Raw genomic sequence first — 19,405 nt, forward strand, 5'->3', positions numbered from 1 at the left:
AAGAGATTAAGCAGCAGCAGGAGCCATACCTTCGGAGGTCTTGCCTTCCAGAGCGTCAGCCTTGGCGATCATGCCGGAGATCATCTTAGATGCGCCCAGGGCAACAACAACCATAACGACAGCAGCGATGGTCAGGGTGCCGAAGTAGCCGCCGTACACGTCCTGTACGAACTGCTGAGTGATTTCCTGACCTTTCTCCATGGCGATTGCGCCGGAGATTACCGCACCAACGATGCCGGACAGAGCCATGGCAACGGAGAACAGGGATACGGAGAAACCTTCGATGTGCTTAGGAGTCACAGACAGGATGAATGCCACAACCAGGGAGCCTACGATAACTTCGCCGAAGGCCAGGAAGGCGTGGATTACCAGGAATACGTCTGGGCTGATGGTAACGTCTTCGCCAACACCCTTAACAGCCATGGTCAGTACGCCGAAGGCAGCAGCAGTCAGGATGAAGGAGAAAGCAACCTTGGTAGCGGTGGTGAAGTGAGTGCCACGCTTTTCCAGGGAGGAGAAGACTGCAGTGATGATTGGACCAGCCACGATGCACCACAGTGGGTTCATAGCCATGGACGCTTCAGGAGCCAGAGGGATGAAGCCCAGCAGGTCACCACGCATGGTGTTGATGGTTACCATGGTCATGGAAGTCATCATCTGACCGTAGTAAACGAAGAATGCAGTGGTCAGAACCATCATGATCAGGATGGTACCCATCTTCAGAGCATCAGACTTCTTGGCCTTGGCCATCAGAGACATGAAGTACAGAACTGCAGCAGCGCCGATGGCGTATACGATGTACTTACCGATTTCCATGTTGGAGAACATGAAGAACACCATGCCCAGCATCGCAGCGGACAGGGCCAGGAAGATGCCCATGTTCTTGGAGCTTACTGGCTCTTTGTCGATATCTTCGCAGATCTCAACCAGAGGCTTGTGGAAGATGATCAGGGTTGCAGCAGCCAGACCCGCCATGGTTGCGGACAGAGCGAAGCCACCCTTGAAGCCGATAACCAGTACGAACATTGGGTACAGGTACTGACCCAGCAGTGCGCCAACGTTGTTAACGGAGTAGTTGATTGGGAAGCAGTTCTCGAAATCTTCCTGAGTCTTGAAGGTACGCTTGTACAGACTTGGGTAGGAAGGAGACATCAAACCACGGGAGTAGCTCGCCAGAGCGATACCACACAGAGAGATGGGTACGCTGGTGATGGAAGCACCGAAGGCCAGCAGAGCGTAGCCGGAAGCGAAGCAGATGTAAGCCAGAGTCAGGGAGCGCTTGGAACCCAGGAACTTATCGCAGATGAAACCGCCGGCAATAGCGAACAGAGGACCGATGGAGGAAAACGCGCCAACGATCATCATGGTGTCGGCTTCGTTATAGTTCAGTTCTTCCAGGAAGAAGCGAGTCAGGGTAATCATTACGCCATAGAATGATAAGCCAAACATCATTTGGCAGAACATCATGGACTTATTAAGTCTATTCCACATAAAAGTACCAATGTTGAATTAGTCTGAAAGATTGATCACACCGACCCCTGCTAAATCCAATCCACTGGTAAGTGAATCGAAGCGCTGAATCCGATGTCGTTAATAAACTTTTGGTTTAATCTCTGCATAAACAAAACGAAAACAGCAACAAACAGGCATGCTGTACTTTTGGTTCGCAAACCTAAGTCAGTTCTATCGGATTGTTTACAGATTCATCACGATTATCAGGGAGGTATAATCTTTGGATTTACACTTTGAAACATTGACTTGGGGCAATCATTTTTTGCGCAGTTTATCGTGTTTTTCAGTGTATATTGGCTGTTTTTTAGGCGGTTTTTGTTTTTTTCTGGATTTATAAGAAGCTTTGAATGCTGTAAGCCTTTTTGTGGGTGGAAAATTCCTTATTTTTTTTCGATTGCAGGTAATACCTCTTTTGTAAATTTTCGATGCTTTTGTTGCGTTTGAATGTATCTATCATTGTAGAACGATGTAAATATTCACACATTTTTTGGATGCAGGGTTATAAGATGAGTATGAATATGCCTTAACTGTGCACCTTTCAGAGATGGTTGTTGAATTTCGTTTTTTAAGTTGAGTTTTGCGAACCTTCCCATTTTTGGGGTGACTCAAGATGGTAATTCTATCTTTTCAATGGTTTATCTCTTGTTTTTTTAGGTGTTTTTACTGTCTTATGTTTTTGTGTGCGTAAAATCAACCAGTGTTTTGGTAGCTGCAGGTACGTAGGTTTTAGGAGGAATGCTGACAAAGCCTCTACATAATGGTTGTTTTGTGTGTGGCGCAAGCGATTAACACGTCACGCCTTGACACTATTTTAACCATTAAGGCAGAGGAATTGACATTTTGAAAATATCCGGTTCTTTCCGCTGTCTTATTACTTCCGGAAGTATCATATCTATCTATTGCATAAGATATCACTCCTTTGTACATAGGTATTTATCATCATGATGAATAAAGGGCTGCTCTACAAAGATACCTCGAGACCTAATGCATTTAGAATGGGAAAGAATAAAAATGAACAAGAGTCGACTGAATCCATTGGCACCTGCCTTTACTCCGCATTCTTTTTGGCGCAAACAGCAACAAGAACAGCAACAAGAACAGCAACAAAAGGTGGCAATATCAAAGCAAGTATCTGTTTCTTTAAACCCAGACGCACAACCCTTTTTTCCCAGGGCAGGTGCAGAACCACCTCCTGCACCTGCTAGGTTTTTTAGGCATGAAAATAAAACAAACAAAGCCTTTGCTGTATTAAAAAAAAACCCAAAGACAGCAGAACAAAAATTTCGCAGCATTCTCGGGGGTAACCCGCATGAGGAGGCCGCAGTAGTTGGTCTTGCACGCTCACTGTTTGAGCAAGGTGGAAGCCAACATTACAAAGAAGCTGAACAAATATTGATGGACCTCAAGAGTCGTAGGATCAGTCGAGCTGTTGGTGGTCAAACTCTTTCCAGCGTTAACGATCTAGACATGACCCTTGTCAGAGTTTTTGGAGAATCTGGTCATTGGTTGTCAGCACAAAAACTGCTGCAGGCCATGGCCATGGACCACTGGCAAGGCCTGGGCCACTGGCAAGGCCTGGGCCGCGCTACCCCCTGTGGCCACCACACTATTGATATCACCCGGGCTCGGTTGCAAGAGGAGATGGGGAATTTCGGGGACGCCAGGCAGCTGCTGCAGGCCATGGCCATGGACCACTGGCAAGGCCTGGGCCACAGGGAAGGCCTGGGCCGCGCTGACTGGACCACCCCCTGTGGCCACCACTCTATTGATCTTGCCCGAGCTCGGTTGCTCCAGAAGATGGGGAATTTCGGGGACGCCAGGCAACTGATGCAGGTCATGGCCATGGATCACTGGGAAGGACTGGGTTCCGATGACTGGACCACCCCCTGTGGCCACCACTCTATTGATCTTGCCCGGGCTCGGTTGCAAGAGGATATGGGGAATTTCGGGGACGCCAGGCAGCTGCTGCAGGCCATGGCCATGGGCCACTGGCAAGGCTTGGGTCACAGGCAAGGCTTGGGCCACAGGGAAGGCCTGGGTCCCGATGACTGGACCACCCCCTGTGGCCACCACACTATTGATATGACCCGGGCTCGGCTGCAAGAGGAGATGGGGAATTTCGGGGACGCCAGGCAGCTGCTGCAGGCTATAACCCATCGGGAAGGCCTGGACTGCGATGACTGGACCACCCCCTGTGGCCACCACACTATTGATATGACCCGGGTTCGGTTGCAAGAGGCGATGGGGAATTTCGAGGACGCCAGGCAGCTGCTGCAGGCCATGGCCATGGGCCACAGGGAAGGCCTGGACTGCGCTGACTGGATCACACCCTGTGGCCACCACTCTATTGATATGAGCCGGGCTCGGTTGCAAGAGGCGATGGGGAATTTCGGGGACGCCAGGCAGCTGCTGCAGGCCATGGCCATGGGCCACAGGGAAGGCCTGGACTGCGCTGACTGGATCACACCCTGTGGCCACCACTCTATTGATATGACCCGGGTTCGGTTGCTCCAGAAGAGGGGAGATTCCGGGGACGCCGGACAGCTGCTGCAGGCCATGGCCATGGGCTACTGGAAAGGGCTGGGCCACAGGGAAGGGCTGGGCCACAGGAAAGGCCTGGGTCTCGATGACTGGATCACACCCTGTGGCCACCACTCTATTGATATGGCCCGGGCTCGGTTGCAAGAGGAGATGGGGAATTTCGGGGACGCCAGGCAGCTGCTGCAGGCCATGGCCATGGGCTACTGGGAAGGGCTGGGCCACAGGAAAGGCCTGGGTCCCGATGACTGGACCACCCCCTGTGGCAACCACTCTATTGATATCACCCGGGTTCGGTTGCAAGAGGAGATGGGGAATTTCGGGGACGCCGGACAGCTGCTGCAGGCCATGGCCATGGGCCACAGGGAAGGCCTGGGCCGCGCTGACTGGATCACCCCCTGTGGCCACCACTCTATTGATATGGCCCGGGCTCGGTTGCAAGAGGATATGGGGAATTTCGGGGACGCCGGACAGCTGCTGCAGGCCATGGCCATGGGCCACAGGGAAGGCCTGGGTCCCAATGACTGGACCACCCCCTGCGGCAACCACTCTATTGATATGACCCGGGTTCGGTTGCTCCAGAAGAGGGGGAAGTACGATACTTTTGACGCGCTCGCCAAATCTTGCATATCAACTTATCCAGCTAGACCTGAATTTAGCGAGACCTATCTCATCTGCTTAGGGGAGCAAAAAAAATGGCAGGCATTCGACGACAAAATGGATTCCATTAGCAGCGAAGATAAAAATTCCCAGATTCATAGTAAAAACATCCAGCTGGCCCTTTCCATTCGATATTTTCAGGCAGCTCTCTGCTTCTATGATGAGGGAAAAAACCAAAAGGGCCTTAATCTCTGTATGGAAGCGCTGCAGGTAGCGGAATCTGTATGTAGTAGATATCCCTCTTTTGCTCCTGCCTTGAGCCAACGTGCACACTGTTTAAGGCTGCTTGGAAGAGAAGAAAGTGAATGGAAGGAGCTTTTCTGGCGTGCAAGAATTATTGATCCAGAAAGAATGAAACGAGAGAAAAAGGATCGTTGGAGAGAACAGGAGCATAGAGTTCTTCAAGCGCTAGCAGTCAGTCAGACTTTTCATACAGCTTTTTAGGCCACACTGCGTAATTTTTATAGAAAAGGCCGGCAGGCTTAAGCCTGCGGCCTTTATTTCTTTCAAGTCCGCTCAGGCAAAGAATACCCTGTAGGCACGATAGATTTCGTGGATATCGAACTTGGAAGCCACTTCCATTGGGGAGTGCATGGACAGCAGTGCTGCACCGGCATCAATGGTGCGGATACCGTAGTGCGCCAGGAACATGGCAACAGTACCGCCGCCACCTTCGTCAACTTCGCCCAGCATACCGGTCTGCCAGGTGATGTCGTTGGCATCGAACAGGGTACGCAGTTCGCTGACAAATTCGGCATCAGCATCGCTGCTGCCGCCTTTGCCGCGGGCACCGGTGTACTTGGTCAGAACCAGACCATAACCCAGCTTGGAAGCGTTTTGGGCATCATGAACCTGCTTGAACAGTGGGTTCAGACCGGCGTTTACGTCGGAAGACAGTGCACGGGAGTTCCAGAAGCAGCGACGAACGGCATGACGGTCATCTTTGCTGGATGGAATGCGTGCAGCCAGTTCCTGCATGAAGTGCTCAATAAAGCGGGACTGCAGGCCAGTGGAGCCTGTAGAACCGACCTCTTCTTTATCAACCAGGAAGCAGATAGCGGTACGCTCTGGAGTGTGATCCATATCCAGGATAGCGCGCAGGGAAGTCCAGGCGCAGATACGGTCATCGTGGCCGTAGCAGCCGATCAGGCCGCGATCCAGACCGATATCACGGGCCTTGGCAGCTGGAACCAGTTCGAATTCGGCAGAGACAAAGTCCTGCTCGGTCATATCGTACTTTTCGTTCAGCTTCTGCAGAGCGTGATACTTAACCAGATCCTTGATTTCGTCATCCTTGATATCGCAAGGGATGGAGCCAACCAGGACATGCATTTCGCTGCCCTTCAGGACTTCACCGGCCTTACGCTCACGCTGAACCTTGGCGTCCAGGTGAGGCAACAGGTCAGGAATCATGAACACAGGATCGCTGTCGTCTTCACCGATGGTGACGTTTGCCTTGGTACCGTTCTTCAGGCAGACAACGCCGTGCAGAGCCAGAGGACGGGAAGCCCACTGGTACTTTTTCACACCACCGTAGTAGTGAGTTTTCAGCAGGGCGTACTCAGAATCTTCGTACAGAGGGTTCTGCTTGAGATCCAGACGAGGAGAGTCAACGTGGGAAACAACAAAATCAGCGCCTTCGGAGATGTTTTCACTGCCAATGATGGCCAGAACCAGATTTTTATCTCTCAGGTTAAACCAAACCTTGTCACCTGGGTTTAAAACATCTTTGGACATGGCATCAACAAAACCATGTTCTTTAGCCAGTTTCAAAGATTCAAGAACAAACTCACGTTCTGTTTTCGCCTTATCAAGAAATGCCTTGTAAGGTTCACAGAAGTTAATAACGTCCTGGCGTTGTTCCTGGTTCAGCTGTTTCCAGCCGTTTTCCTTTTTGTACAGCATGGTCTTACCTGTCATACATTGCCGCCCGCAAAAGCAGCAGATTGGCTGCCGGATTAACAGGCGTTAATTCGACAGTAATAAATATGCAAACTGAAGTGATAGTGAGTTAGATGAAGAAACTCACACTGGAAAAGATCTATCACGAAATTGAATGAGCGGAAGAATAGTCCCCTTGCTCATTCGCAGTATTGATACAAGGCAAAAATTTACAGATATATACATCGAGAAGATATATAAGAACACCGAGGTATAGTTAGTCTGCTTTTTCGCAAACCGAAAAAATATTGTGAATGATTCACATGGTTGATTGTATTTCTATTGCATCCAGAACAAACTGTGATGATCCCAGAGTCGGCGATTTTTGTAATCTGTTCGCAGCCCTTCAATATCTGTGTACCTTCTTGTTACAGCAGCATCATTAAGAAGGTCCACAGAGTTATCCTGATTTCTTACCAGTGCTGTGATGTGCCAACCCGCTCCCCTTCTTATGGCTCGCCAGTGTACATTATCAAGTCTATGCTGAAACTGATTATACCAATCACCTTCGCCGAGTCTGATATCGTCATCCCTGAGCTGGAACTGTTCTGGTACAAAGTCTCCAAGTTGCAGTTCCTCCAATGTGAGATGTAAAGGTGCCCCTGATCTATCTCTGAGAGCTGGGAAGTACTCTCTAAGATATCTGTCGCGATTTCGGCAGCGTTCACGGTATCTGTTGACCGTGTCTCTTCTTTGAGTGAGTTCGTTCAGTCTTGCCGTAAGCTGATCGCGTGCATTTGTTCTTTCTTCAACCTGCGCATCAATACTATCGGTCACCAGTCTTATTTGAACCAGGGGTTGAACCTGATCATTCAGATCATGCCACCTGGTGCTATATATATCATGAGAATCCCTTTCATTCTCCAGTCTGCGAATTTCAGCACGCTCCGCTTCCTGCTGCCGAATCTGCGGAGCCAGATCTTCAATAGCTTGATTGGCTGCACCAATTTGCTGGTTTAGCTGTCTGATTTGTTGTTCATAGTCAGCGATCATCTCCTCTTGTGGAAGAGGGGGGCGAAGTGGCCGTATAAGAAAATAATCATATACATATTCATGGACGGCCACCTGAAGAGTTGCAATGTAATAACAACTAATACCAGGGTTATGTATTCCAGTTCTACCAACAGTAAAAGGCTTTGTTTCGCCGGGAGGAACCGACCTGACTGCATAGTACATACAGCGGCGAAAGTTTTGGAGATATTGAAGGTTATAAGTGCCTTGATCCTGCTCACGAAGTTCAATAACTGTTTGAAGATCTTCAAGAAACATCTGTCTGGTCTGGTCCGGGTGGAACCTGTCTGCGATATGTATAGTTGGAATTTCCTGACGAAGATCTACAGCCAGCTGCTGGAAGTTTGCTTCTTCTTCTGCAAATGAGGGAATCGAGAAGCGGTGTATGGGTTCAGCCTCCTCCTCTGCTCTTCTTCGTGCATCAGGTACACCATGCCCAGGTTCCGGGTGCGGTCGACGCTGCCCCCGCCGGGGGGGATTCACTGTTGCTGTAGGTGTTGTGGGGGTAGTGTTTCTCAGTGGTGTTCCAGCTGCCGGGGAGGGCGCTGTTGCAGAAGGAGTAAACCTTTGACCAGGTGCCGGAGTTGTCCGCGTTGTTCCTGAGGCTGTTGGTTGAGGTGTTTCGTTTGCTGACCCAAAAGTTTTATTCCAAAGCCTGCCCGTTCCACTTGCAATCGGGTTGCTGAATTTCCCCCACATTTTTATTACGCCTGTAGAAACCATTAACAATGGCCGTTAGAGAGAGCAGCGCAAAAGTGGTTCCCCAATTGTTGCCTGTGCTGACATGTTAGAAATAAAGTAAAACCATCGGAATTATTGCCAGCCGCCTTGATTCCCCCTCGGAAAACCGTGCTATTCGGGGGCATGTTGGAGAGCATCTATCAGAATGACTACGACGTTGTCCTGATGGAAAGTAATGTCTGCGCCGATAACATTCGCAACCATGTTGAGCTGCTGGCCCGTAAGCAGGTGGAATGTGCTCGCAATGATCAGGATTCTGATTAGTAACTATCAGGAACATCAACTCCACGGTCAGCAGCTTGTGTTAAGACCCTGGGAAACAGTGGCAATCCTTGCGTCCTAAGGAACCGCCGGAACCATAGTATTCAGCAGTTTTTGATACTGTGTAGCTATGGTACTGACTCGATCAAATGCCGGGTTGTTCTGCTGAGGTGAGGCCTTAAGTAAAGGGCGTACCTCAGTTTCATGGCTTGTCCCTTCATCTTCTGATTCTGAAACAGAAGTTTGATGAGCCTGCACTGTATGGACAGGGCTTGTTGAAAATGAAGTGGTTAACGATTTTTTTCCTTCCTTTGGTTGGAGTTTCAGCACCGCTTTATACCAGGGTATTGTTTTCTCTTTTGGGTGTTTGCAGCATCTTGTCTTAATACAGCGGCCACACCATAAACCTGCTCTTTTGATTGCCAGGATGCATGCTTTGGCGACTTCCTCCAGTTCGGAGCCAAGCTTTATTGTTGCAACCAGCATGGGCAGTGAACCCAGAACAGCCAGAACAACGGGAAGAACATGGTCATTACCCAGGCAGAAATCATCATGAACATTGGTGGTGATGGCACCGGCAAAGCTGAATGTGTAACAGATACTTGAGATGATCCCCAAAACAAGAAATCCGGCTTTACCTGATGTTTCAAGTAGCTTGCGGATTGTACAGTTGTCATAAAGAGATTTGATTTGTCGGCGGCTGCAATTGCGGAAATTTGTTGCCAGCTTCACAATTTTGTCTTTAAACATAAGCATATTGTCTTTGACCAATGCCGCTTGCCCGAGACTTCTTCCCGCCATCAGCGCTGTGAGTATCAGCTGCCAGCCAATATAGACTCCAAGCCCAGTCAGGCATGAACCAGTGACGCTTGCATTAATCAGTGGGTTGATCGCGCTGGTGGCTTCACCCCAGCTGGAAAGGCCAGTAAATAGCGCGGTTAAGCCAAAACCTGCCACAACACATGGCCAGCCCCAGCTGCTACGGCTTGTGGCTGCTTCACTTTCAATAACCCGGAGAGAAAGATCTTTCTCATCTTGCGCCTTTTCATTTTTGTATGACTGCAGCTCTTTAATAACATTTTTGGCTTTATTGCCCGGAGAATAGAGGCAGAACCAGCTTAGCAGTCTTTTCAATCGCGCTTCATGGGGAGTCAGGCGCATGGTTTTGGAATAGGCAAATGCCCGTTGGCGCACCATATCATCGTTATTACCCAGTGATATTTTGGGTCCAAGCCAGCGAAGGGTTTCTGAAAGCAGCCATACAGAACGTTCTACTCTTGCTTCTTTGATATGGTCACCTCCTTGCCAGCTATGGGAGGATCTTTCCATAAGAATGTTGTAGAAAGGGAAACTGCCAATCAGTTTGGTTAAAGCTATTGAGGCTGCTGCAGCCGTACCTGCTCCCAGAGCCAGGATACCCCGGTAAGCCATTCCTGAAATAACTGCAGCCGATGCAAAGGCGGCAACGCCGGAACAGATACCTGTCCAGTGATTCACAAATCCTTCAAGTTTTACCCTGTTAGAGCCATAAGCTCCCTGCAGACCATCAGATACATAAGCAAATGTTGTAATAGCCTTTGCCAGAGGAAGTTTTGCAGACGGTGCGCCAGGAAGTATCTTGCTGAGACCTTCCAGTCCAAACCATCGGTTAGCGCCATTCCCCACAAGCGCAATCACTCCCAGAGCGCTTTTTATAACACCATTGTGTTTTAGATCATTGGCTTCAGGGCAGGCGACCACTTCATTCAGTATCTGGTCAAGGGCAAGGCGGATCTGGTCGCGGGTACAGTTTCCCCTCAAAGCTTTGCACACCGGTGCCAGTCTGTTGGCGTCCAGGCCACTTTGACGAAACTGGTACTTCATACCCCCACTTAAGGAGTCAATATAGTCCTGAGCCTTATCCACATCCTTATCAAGCATTGGATTTGATTGAGATGTCGACAGAGTAATTTCAGGTGAGTCACTTCTTTCAATCTCTCTCTCAAGAATGTTTTTATCAGAATCAACATTTGGATGCTCTGATTTAAATGGAGTTGTTCTCCCTGGTGATAATGGCTCGCGCAGTCCTGTAAGTAATGAAGACGGACTTTCGGGGGGCTGGCTGTTCAGCGAGCTTGTTTGACTGGTTGATTCCATGATTTCAGATATTTCTGGCTACTGTCTAATCTCACTAATTTCAGACACTCCTTTTGGTAGTGAATTTCTCTCGGAAAACCGTTCCGACAGTATCGGTAACAAATGATTATGGGCGAGACATAACGCCCGTCTTAACAGGCAAATAGTTGTTGGCCAAAATTTCAAGATTGTGCAAGGAGGACACCGGTGCCTACGTCACCACCATACTGGATTATTACGGTTTACAGAACCCAAGGGATGCCTATAAGTCTGTTAACCGGGTCGCAGTAGGAATGCCGGTCACCCGGCACCCACCCTGCACAGATTCGTACGTGCACTACTAATGCATACGGCCTGTGAAGTGGTTCATTACTCCATCATTTCATAAACAGCTATGATTCCGCCGCTTTTCAAGACAGGTTTTTGTAACCAGAGTGTTAGGAGCATTATGAAAAGTTGGTGAGGATAAGGGAACGTCATTCTCCCTATGCAGTCGAAAGTTGAGAATGTGCGCAAAAATACCAGGTAGGGGTAAGGATGGAGGCTTCAGGTTTAGGTACCGGTTCAAGTTTGGTCACTGCTCAGCAAGACTATTCAGCTAAATCAGCAGAGAATAAGTATCATGATGGCCAAAAGTCGTTTTGTCGGTACACGGTTTTACTTGTTGATGCCCCTGTTGAAACAAGGCTGCGAGATGCAGTCAACAAACTTGCCAGAATCAAAAGCCTGCGTCTTTTTTTGCCGGCAACTTTGAATATGGGAGATATGAGCAATCAGCTTAATCTGTTACATGTCTGGCAGACGCTTAGCCCTGGAACGCTTGAATCTGTCGAAATCGTAATTCCGCTAGAGAAGCCCCGTGTCAAGGGTAAGTTGGAGGTTTTGGCGGGATTATCTTTACAAGGTAAGAGCGGAATTAAATTGGAGGGCTTGTCATGCTCCTTGATTAACGAATCAGATGTAAGCGTGTTACCCAAGGCTCAATTAGCCATCAAGGAGTCTATATATGGTAAGAACTCACCTCAAAAGATTGCAGCTGAACTTAACTCGCAGGGCGGTTTGGTTCTCACTCCCTATCATTGGCAACTCTTTAAAAATGAAATCGTTTACATTGATGGAGAAAATATCACCAGTAATAAGCTGATTTTGCCAGAGGAAAACCATCTACCAGTTAATGAGACAAAGCTGATCGGCTCTGGCTGTATAGCTGAAACCTATCAGGCTCTGGGCGCTGAAGCCCAGTTGTGGCAAAACCTTTTACTACTGGTTGAACAGGGCACTGTTTTGTTTAGTATTGCTTACGGGTTGCACCGCTACTCTGAACAATATTTTTTTCTGTCTTATATCAAGGCCATTGTTGGTTCAGGGTGGGAGAAACCGACGGTAGTTTATGTTGCCAGCGATGTGGCCGGCATTTTTTTTAAAAAACTGTTGAGCTCATTTGATGTCAATATTATCGAGTCAGAGGAAACCTTATTAACAGGATTGTCGGGTGAAGAATTACTACAACAGCTCCTCAGGCAAAAGGTTACAGTACTGTTTTATGGGGGGCTGCCAAAACCAGTTTTTGAAAAAATGGTTAAGGTATCTAACATACCAATAGTTCTTGAGGGGGCCAATACGGCTGAATTGGCTCAATCCTTTGGAAAACCTTATGTTGGCATTCAAATAACAAAAAATATGCCAACAAGAAATAGCATTCCCCCTGAACATCAGCAGGCGTTTTCCTTTTGGGTCTCTGTGACTGCGTTGCTGCACAACCGGAGAGATTGGTTTGGTTCGGTTGACTCATACTATAAAAATATTGTTAAAGCAGTTGGACTTGCGAAGGCCTCCGTAATTATTGATCAAATTATCAAACAGAACAATCAGAAGCAGACTGAGGAGGTATTGGACTTTAATTTGAGTGAGGGTGACAAAGTACGGACGTTGCCTGATATCGACAGTACCAAATCTTATATCATCGACGAACTTATACGCATGCTTTTTTGTTTTACCGAGGGTGTTAAAGAAGAATGTTTTCTCTGCGATTTTATCCCAGCATTTTTTAATGACCTGCCCGCTATTTTGCAGCCAGAATCAAGAACGCAGAAGTGTAGAGCTGAGAATGTTTATGCTTTGGTAGAGCAGGGAAAGTCAGCAGCATTTTGCAGCTATCTTGAGCAACAGCTTGAGATACTGTTGCAGCGATTTATAAGCGATGCGATAACGCCAAATTCGACAATGGCTCAGTTGTTTGAGGCGATTCGGCGCAATACTCATGCTTCAGAAAACAATGCGTTGGTGTTCGCTATGAACCAGATTGATTTTCATAAGCTGGGCATCGAATAGACGTTCTGAAAGTTTCCTTTTTGGGGATCGCGAAATCCTGTCGGCCTATTGATTTCGATCAAAGCTCATTTTTTCACCACAGGCATAATTTTCACTGCCTCCAGAAACAGCGTTGCCCAATTTTACAAACTACAAGGGTCTGTAATTGGAGGCGTAAGCAGGAACACCACCTGATCTTTGTAAAGAGCTTGGAGTGAGATTGCGCCTCGAACAAGCGCGTAATCGGAGGTTGTCGGAATTGCTGATTCATAGACTGGGGGGCCTGTTTCAGGTTGTCTTGTGTCTGCAGATCAGTCCTGATGCTGGCAATTTGAGCAGTAATTAACTACTCCCTAGGGGACAAAATGAGTCAGAGCAACTCTTTGATCAGCCGCTACGTAAACAGTAGCCTGATATTGAAAATCTTCATCGGTATCGTTGCCGGTGGCTCCCTGGCGGCTATTTCGCCTGAAACTGCAAAAATGATGGGACTGCTTGGCAGTCTTTTCGTTAAGGCGCTGAAAGCCGTTGCACCTATCCTGGTATTTGTTCTGGTAACTTCCGCAATTGCGAACCAGAAGAAAGATTCCAACACCAACATGCGCCCAATTATCAATCTGTATCTGATTGGTACTTTCTGTGCGGCTCTGGTTGCTGTACTGATGAGCTTCATGTTCCCTGTGACTCTGACTCTGGTAACAAATACTGCCAGCACCACTCCTCCAGGTGGTATTGGTGAAGTACTGAATACCCTGCTGTTCAAGATCGTTCAAAACCCTGTTGAAGCCCTTCTCTCTGGTAACTTCATCGGCATTCTGGCCTGGGCTATTGGTCTGGGTATCGTAATGCGTCATGCAGCTGATTCCACCAAGGTTATGCTGCACGATATGTCTCACTCTGTGTCCTCTATCGTACGCTTTGTTATCCAGCTGGCTCCTTTCGGTATCTTTGGTCTGGTTTCCAGCACTATTGCCAACACTGGTTTCGGTGCCCTGTACGGTTACGCACAGCTGCTGGGTGTTCTGCTGGGCTCCATGATCATCATCGCTTTGATTGTTAACCCAACCATCGTGTACGTGAAGACTGGCATGAACCCTTACCCTCTGGTTCTGCGCTGCCTGCGTGAGAGTGGTATCACTGCCTTCTTTACCCGTAGTTCCGCTGCGAACATTCCGGTCAACATGAAGCTGTGTGAAGACCTGAACCTGCACGAAGATACTTACTCTGTATCCATTCCTCTGGGCGCTACCATCAACATGGCTGGTGCTGCAATCACCATCACCGTTATGGCTCTGGCTGCGGTTCACACTCTGGGTATTCAGGTTGACATCGCTACTGCCGTATTGCTGAGTGTTGTTGCTGCCGTTTCCGCTTGTGGTGCATCTGGTGTTGCCGGTGGTTCCCTGCTGCTGATCCCTCTGGCCTGTTCCCTGTTCGGTATCTCCAACGATATCGCCATGCAGGTTGTTGGTGTTGGCTTCATCATCGGTGTTATTCAGGATTCCGCTGAAACCGGTCTGAACAGCTCCACTGATGTACTCTTCACGGCTGCAGCCTGTATCGCAGCTGAGAAGAATGGTGAGCATGCTCCTGTACAGCAGCAAGCTGCCTGATTAAACAGAGTTTCTCTGAAGAGGGAGAGCGAAAGCTCTCCTTTTTTGTGTATAACACTAAGGGGTAGCTAACAAGCAGCTGATTAGGTTTGAACAGGAAGGAGTTAACTGAATCCGAAAGAAATCAATGGTCAGGGCAAGAAGGTATAATTATGGGTTCAGAAAGCCTCCCATCCTCTCTCATTGGTGCTTATTAGCAAGGCATGTTGCTATTTAAATATTGTAACTTCTTGTGAAAATCCCCCTGTTTTGATTTGCAGCATCTTTGTATCGACTCATGTTGATACCATCTCGTGCGAAGAAATCTGATTACATTCAAGAAAAATCTGATATCGCCTGTATTTGAGAACGGGAAGGCATTGTTATGTCCTTTCAGTTTTCTCCAGGCAAGTGCTGTTAAATCTATCTGCACCGAAACAACAGTAATAAACCAAAACATTATCAAGAGATTGAAAGGGGGTTATTGTGGATTCCACCACAGTGCACACCGCGCCTAAGAGAAAGGCATTCAAAATGCCGACGGTATACACAATACTGTTCGCCATTATCGCTTTCGTGGCCCTATTAACCTGGATACTGCCAGCCGGGCGATATGACTATGTCACGGCAGATACCGGAGAGGTCATCACTGCGGCTCAATCGCTTGATTATGATGGTGGTGAACGTCTCCTTCCTATTCCCGGTACCTTTACTGAGCTGGAAAGCTCACCCCAGGGGATAACAGATGTTCTTATGGCTCCTATCCAGGGTTTCCATAATGCGACAGATGTTGCCCTGTTTGTGCTGGTTATTGGTGGTTTCCTTGGTGTAGTCATGCACTCCGGTGCCCTTGATGCTGGTGTGGCTTCCGTTGTTAAGCGCTTTAAGGGACGGGAGCAGATAATGATCCCGATTCTGATGGTGCTGTTTGGTATCGGCGGTTCAACCTATGGTATGGCGGAAGAAACTGTTGCCTTCTGGGCCTTGATACTTCCGGTAATGTCAGCTGCTGGTTATGACCGGATGGTGACTGCGGGTGTGATCCTGCTGGGTTCCGGTATTGGTGTTCTAAGCTCAACTGTTAACCCGTTTGCAACAGGTATCGCTTCCGGTTTTGCCGGCTTGCAAATTGGCGATGGCATTGGCCTGCGCGCACTGATGTTTGTGATTCTCGAAGGTGCCGCCATTTTCTATGTTATGCGTTATGCGGCCAAGGTTAAGGCTGATTCCGGCAGCTCTGTACTGGCTGATATTGAGTTCAATGATGAATTCAGCCGTGAAGCCAAAGTTGAAGAGTTCACGGTTGCCAGAAAGCTGACCATGGGCGTCTTCTTTGCTTCGTTTGTGATCATGATTTTTGGTGTGATGCCTCTGGAAGATATGGGTATCACAGCTGTTCCCACTTTGTGGTGGTGGTTTGATGAACTTTCCACCCTGTTCCTGACCGCTGCGATTATTATTGCCCTGATCAACCGTATGCCTGAAGGCGAGTTTATCAAGAGCTTCCTGGACGGTGCCCGCGATCTGATTGGTGTTGCCCTGGTAGTGGCTGTTGCCCGTGGTATTTATGTGGTTATGGATAACGGCATGATTATCGACAGCATCCTGAACTGGGGTGAAGGTATGGTGACTGGTGTTGAGTCCAGCGGTATTTTCGCAGTTGTGACTTACCTGGTACATATTGTTCTGTCTTTCTTTATTCCGTCAACTTCCGGTCTGGCCACTGTGTCCATGCCACTGTTTGGTCCACTGGGTGATTTTGCCCATGTTAGCCGTGATGTGATTATTACTGCCTACCAGTCCGCTTCCGGCTGGATCAATATCTTTGCTCCTACTGCTGGCCATCTGGTCGCAGGTCTGGCCCTTGCCCGTATTCCTTATGATCGCTTCCTGAAGTGGGTTATGCCCTTCCTGATTGCCGTTCTGGTAATAACCATGGCGATTTTGTTCGTCGCAGCCTGATCTAACAGGCAGAACCCCCAGGCCCCTTGTCCGACAAACCGGGCAGGGGGCTTTTTTATTTGAAAATCATGATGTTAAAGCAAGGCTGATCAGGGAGGATTGTGGGCATGTTAGTCCTGCTAACAGTCGTGTCAGGGAAAAGTGTCAGCCTATCTGTCACTGTCTGTTACCAGGAATAACTCGTAATGGATTACACGTAATGGAAACTCTTGACTGCTATATTGCCCGGATTCGGGAAGGGATGACCTGCTTTCATCAATATGTAAAGGAAGCCTGCCTTTGGTGCTGGCGGCAGGTTTTCAGATGTGAGCCAAGTAAAGAGCAACTTGTTGCTCCTCAGGTGCATAAGTGTGCGGTAGAGCATAAAGCACTGGAAGAGCGTGAGCCTGTTGTGGTGACAGCTTCTCCCGAGGTAAAGCTTGACCCAAGCCCCGCTAAGTTATTAGTTCCTGAGTCCGGGCAAGAATCCGAAAGTCAGGCTGAACAACACGATGACCCGCAGACTGTTGCAGATCCGTGGGAGCTATCAGATAGCGATTTGGATTGTTATCTGCAGGGATGTGAAGACAATGATCTCACTTCACTTATAAAAGGAAAAAGCTGGCCCTTTCCTTCTGATAAGGCTGCGGAAATTTTTTACGCGGAGGTGTTACAACGTCTTACGATGTTGCGTATTTCTGGTGTACAGGGGCCAAGCTTGAAGTGGCTGGAGACTGCGCTCAAACCTCTGTATGACAACGGTTATCATAATGATCAGCTTGCTGTTCAAGCTTTGGACTACATGCTGATGGCCTGTGAGAGAGAAGCAAAAAAAATTGGCTTGGATAGTTTGGTTTGGCTATTTGCGGCATTAGCCAAATATGTTGGTATCCAGCTTTCACAGGTCAACACCTTGGCTATGGCTGTCAATGGTATTTTGAATTCTCGAACAACGCTTAAGTCTGCCCAGCTCTCTGCCCTGATTCCCCTTCTTAATTATTTTTGTGCCTGTCATTCCCATGATTCCAAGAGTATCGACAGTACACTTCTTAATAACCTTATGGACAGGGTTGAGGCTTTGGCCACACAAGGGTGTAAAGAGCAACTTTCTGACAGTGATAAAAAACTGTGGCATCAGACTTGCCTTTATCAACAGGTGGTACTTGGAAGAACGAATAAGGAAGTACAAAGTCAAAGAAAAATTAAAAAGCAAATTTTTGAGCTAGAGAAAGAAGAGCTTGAGCAGGAGGGAGAAAGAAATACCTATCGGCCCTTTGATATTCCAATGTCACCATTTTATCAGTTGACTGTGATTCGACAGGCAGACAGAAAGAGTGAACTGCAGCATCGGGTACGTCAAGCAATCATTGGTAAGTTCAGGCGTTCAAAGGAATCTACGCCGGATCATTCCGATATTGACAATTCGTCTCCCAGGCACACCCGCAAGCGCAGGGTTAGGAAACCCCAGTGTTCAGCCGAAAGAGATAGCAGAGAGACATCCCCCTCTTCTTCGGAAGCGGAGTTACCACCGTTACCTTCCAAAAAGGACTTAAGGCCGTTGCAGCCATCCCAAAAGACTTTGGCCGCTTCTTTGACCACGGAGCAGATTCAAAGCCTGTGGCTTGTACCTTGTCCAGAAAAACTATCCACCTCTTTGCGGGTTTTGAGTGATGAACAGTTGGCTGTTATGGGGCGTGTATGTGATCGCCAGTATTCCCTGGCCAATATTCAACTCTTTTATCAGGAGGTTGAACAGCGCTTAAGAAATGGTTCATTTGAGACTCTGAACAGTCTGGAAAGTATTTTGCAGCCCATGCACCGATATCAGGTTTATAACGATAAGTTTATTGAAAGGATTCTCAATAAAGCCAGGAGAATTCTTGAGAGTGATCGTAGGTGTGAGAATATTAATCCCAATGAGCTGTCATTCCTGTTTACCCGTCTGGTAGATCTCAGTGTTCATAGCAGAAACATGGCCCTGTTACTGAGCAAGTACTTGTGCACCATAGAGCCAAAGGTTGACCAGGTTTCATTTTCACAAATGCTCTACGTAGCCCGGGCTGCCTGTATGCTTCATGCCGTCTATCGGGAGAGAGGGGAGACCGACAGAGCGGACCAGGTTGCCAGATCTCTCGGTATTCTTATGGACAAAGTGCGTAATAAACAAGGGTGGAGAACATACCCTTTAGATGATATCAAGCTAGATATGCTTTACCGAATCAGCCAGTACCGCCTCCATGTTCTCCATGACTCCGTCGAAGGGCGAGAGCTTGGCAAAGCCACTGATAGTCCACCCACGACAAGCGACTTTCAGCGAAAAGTTGGAACGGCTCTCACGCAGTTACCGTATAACCTGAAACTGCATGAAGAACACCAGTTAGAAAAGAGTGGGCTGGTCGTCGATTTTTTTGTTGAACCGAATTATGTACTTGAAGTCGATGGCGCCCAATACCATCAATGTCGTCATCTGAACATACCTGGGTCTTCTGAATCCAGTGACCGTGAAGGTGGATCTTCATCTGAAGAAGAGACATCTGGCTATAGTAGTGGTTCATCATCAGGTTCTGGAAGGCAACGGAAAATTGAGCCAGCCAGAGATAATGGCAAAACTACTGCCCGGCGCATGCTCCTACGAGCAGCAGGATATAATGTATTTAATATTCGCAGTGGCAATCGGGAAACAATAGATGCTGTTGGGCAAAGAATCCTTAGTTTGACTCCAGGGTGGAAGGCCTAAGATCGTAATATTAAAAAGGCCATCAAGTGGAGCTGGCCGATAATTG

At 48.1% G+C, this 19,405-nt stretch carries 10 protein-coding genes; 6 read left to right on the top strand and 4 right to left on the bottom strand.

What is annotated here, in order from left to right; translation table 11 throughout:
• Positions 1 to 6: 6 nt before the first annotated feature.
• Entirely contained in the window at positions 7 to 1,491 is a 1,485-nt protein-coding gene (locus M3P05_RS06150) for a peptide MFS transporter (RefSeq protein WP_249698556.1), read from the bottom strand.
• A 1,416-nt stretch (positions 1,492 to 2,907) separates the two neighbouring features.
• On the opposite strand from M3P05_RS06150, the gene M3P05_RS06155 reads away from it, so the two are divergent.
• On the top strand, positions 2,908 to 5,154 hold the full coding sequence (locus M3P05_RS06155) for a hypothetical protein (protein WP_249698557.1): 2,247 nt from the start codon (positions 2,908 to 2,910) through the stop codon (positions 5,152 to 5,154).
• Positions 5,155 to 5,226: 72 nt separating this feature from the next.
• Here M3P05_RS06155 and M3P05_RS06160 read toward each other — a convergent pair whose 3' ends face one another.
• Both M3P05_RS06160 and M3P05_RS06165 read right to left on the bottom strand, forming a co-directional pair.
• Positions 5,227 to 6,630, bottom strand: coding sequence for an aminopeptidase (locus M3P05_RS06160; RefSeq protein ID WP_249698560.1), 1,404 nt, complete (start codon positions 6,628 to 6,630; stop codon positions 5,227 to 5,229).
• 300 nt (positions 6,631 to 6,930) lie between these two features.
• Positions 6,931 to 8,361 carry a hypothetical protein gene (locus M3P05_RS06165; protein ID WP_249698561.1) on the bottom strand — a complete coding sequence of 477 codons (1,431 nt, stop codon included), beginning with the start codon at positions 8,359 to 8,361 and terminating at the stop codon, positions 6,931 to 6,933.
• A 165-nt stretch (positions 8,362 to 8,526) separates the two neighbouring features.
• On the opposite strand from M3P05_RS06165, the gene M3P05_RS06170 reads away from it, so the two are divergent.
• Positions 8,527 to 8,667: a hypothetical protein gene (locus M3P05_RS06170; protein WP_249698563.1), complete on the top strand. Its 141-nt coding sequence runs from the start codon at positions 8,527 to 8,529 to the stop codon at positions 8,665 to 8,667.
• Positions 8,668 to 8,742: 75 nt separating this feature from the next.
• On the opposite strand, the gene M3P05_RS06175 is transcribed toward M3P05_RS06170, so the two are convergent.
• Positions 8,743 to 10,800, bottom strand: a complete 2,058-nt coding sequence (locus M3P05_RS06175) for a hypothetical protein (protein ID WP_249698564.1) — start codon at positions 10,798 to 10,800, stop codon at positions 8,743 to 8,745.
• Between the two features lie 516 nt (positions 10,801 to 11,316).
• On the opposite strand from M3P05_RS06175, the gene M3P05_RS06180 reads away from it, so the two are divergent.
• The 4 genes from M3P05_RS06180 to M3P05_RS06195 all read left to right on the top strand — a co-directional run bounded on the left by M3P05_RS06180 (position 11,317) and on the right by M3P05_RS06195 (position 19,359).
• The gene (locus tag M3P05_RS06180) at positions 11,317 to 13,110 is read left to right on the top strand and encodes a hypothetical protein (RefSeq protein ID WP_249698565.1); all 1,794 of its coding nucleotides are present in this window, start codon (positions 11,317 to 11,319) and stop codon (positions 13,108 to 13,110) included.
• A 344-nt stretch (positions 13,111 to 13,454) separates the two neighbouring features.
• Complete coding sequence (gene sstT, locus M3P05_RS06185; RefSeq protein WP_249698566.1) at positions 13,455 to 14,702, top strand: serine/threonine transporter SstT; 1,248 nt, start codon at positions 13,455 to 13,457, stop codon at positions 14,700 to 14,702.
• Between the two features lie 465 nt (positions 14,703 to 15,167).
• The gene (locus tag M3P05_RS06190; protein WP_249698567.1) at positions 15,168 to 16,643 is read left to right on the top strand and encodes a YfcC family protein; all 1,476 of its coding nucleotides are present in this window, start codon (positions 15,168 to 15,170) and stop codon (positions 16,641 to 16,643) included.
• Between the two features lie 199 nt (positions 16,644 to 16,842).
• Positions 16,843 to 19,359 (top strand): hypothetical protein, encoded by a 2,517-nt coding sequence (locus tag M3P05_RS06195; protein WP_249698568.1) that lies wholly within the window; start codon positions 16,843 to 16,845, stop codon positions 19,357 to 19,359.
• Positions 19,360 to 19,405 lie beyond the last annotated feature (46 nt).

It is taken from the genome of Parendozoicomonas callyspongiae (assembly GCF_023502345.1).
GTDB classification, from domain to species: Bacteria; Pseudomonadota; Gammaproteobacteria; order Pseudomonadales; family Endozoicomonadaceae; genus Sansalvadorimonas; species Sansalvadorimonas callyspongiae.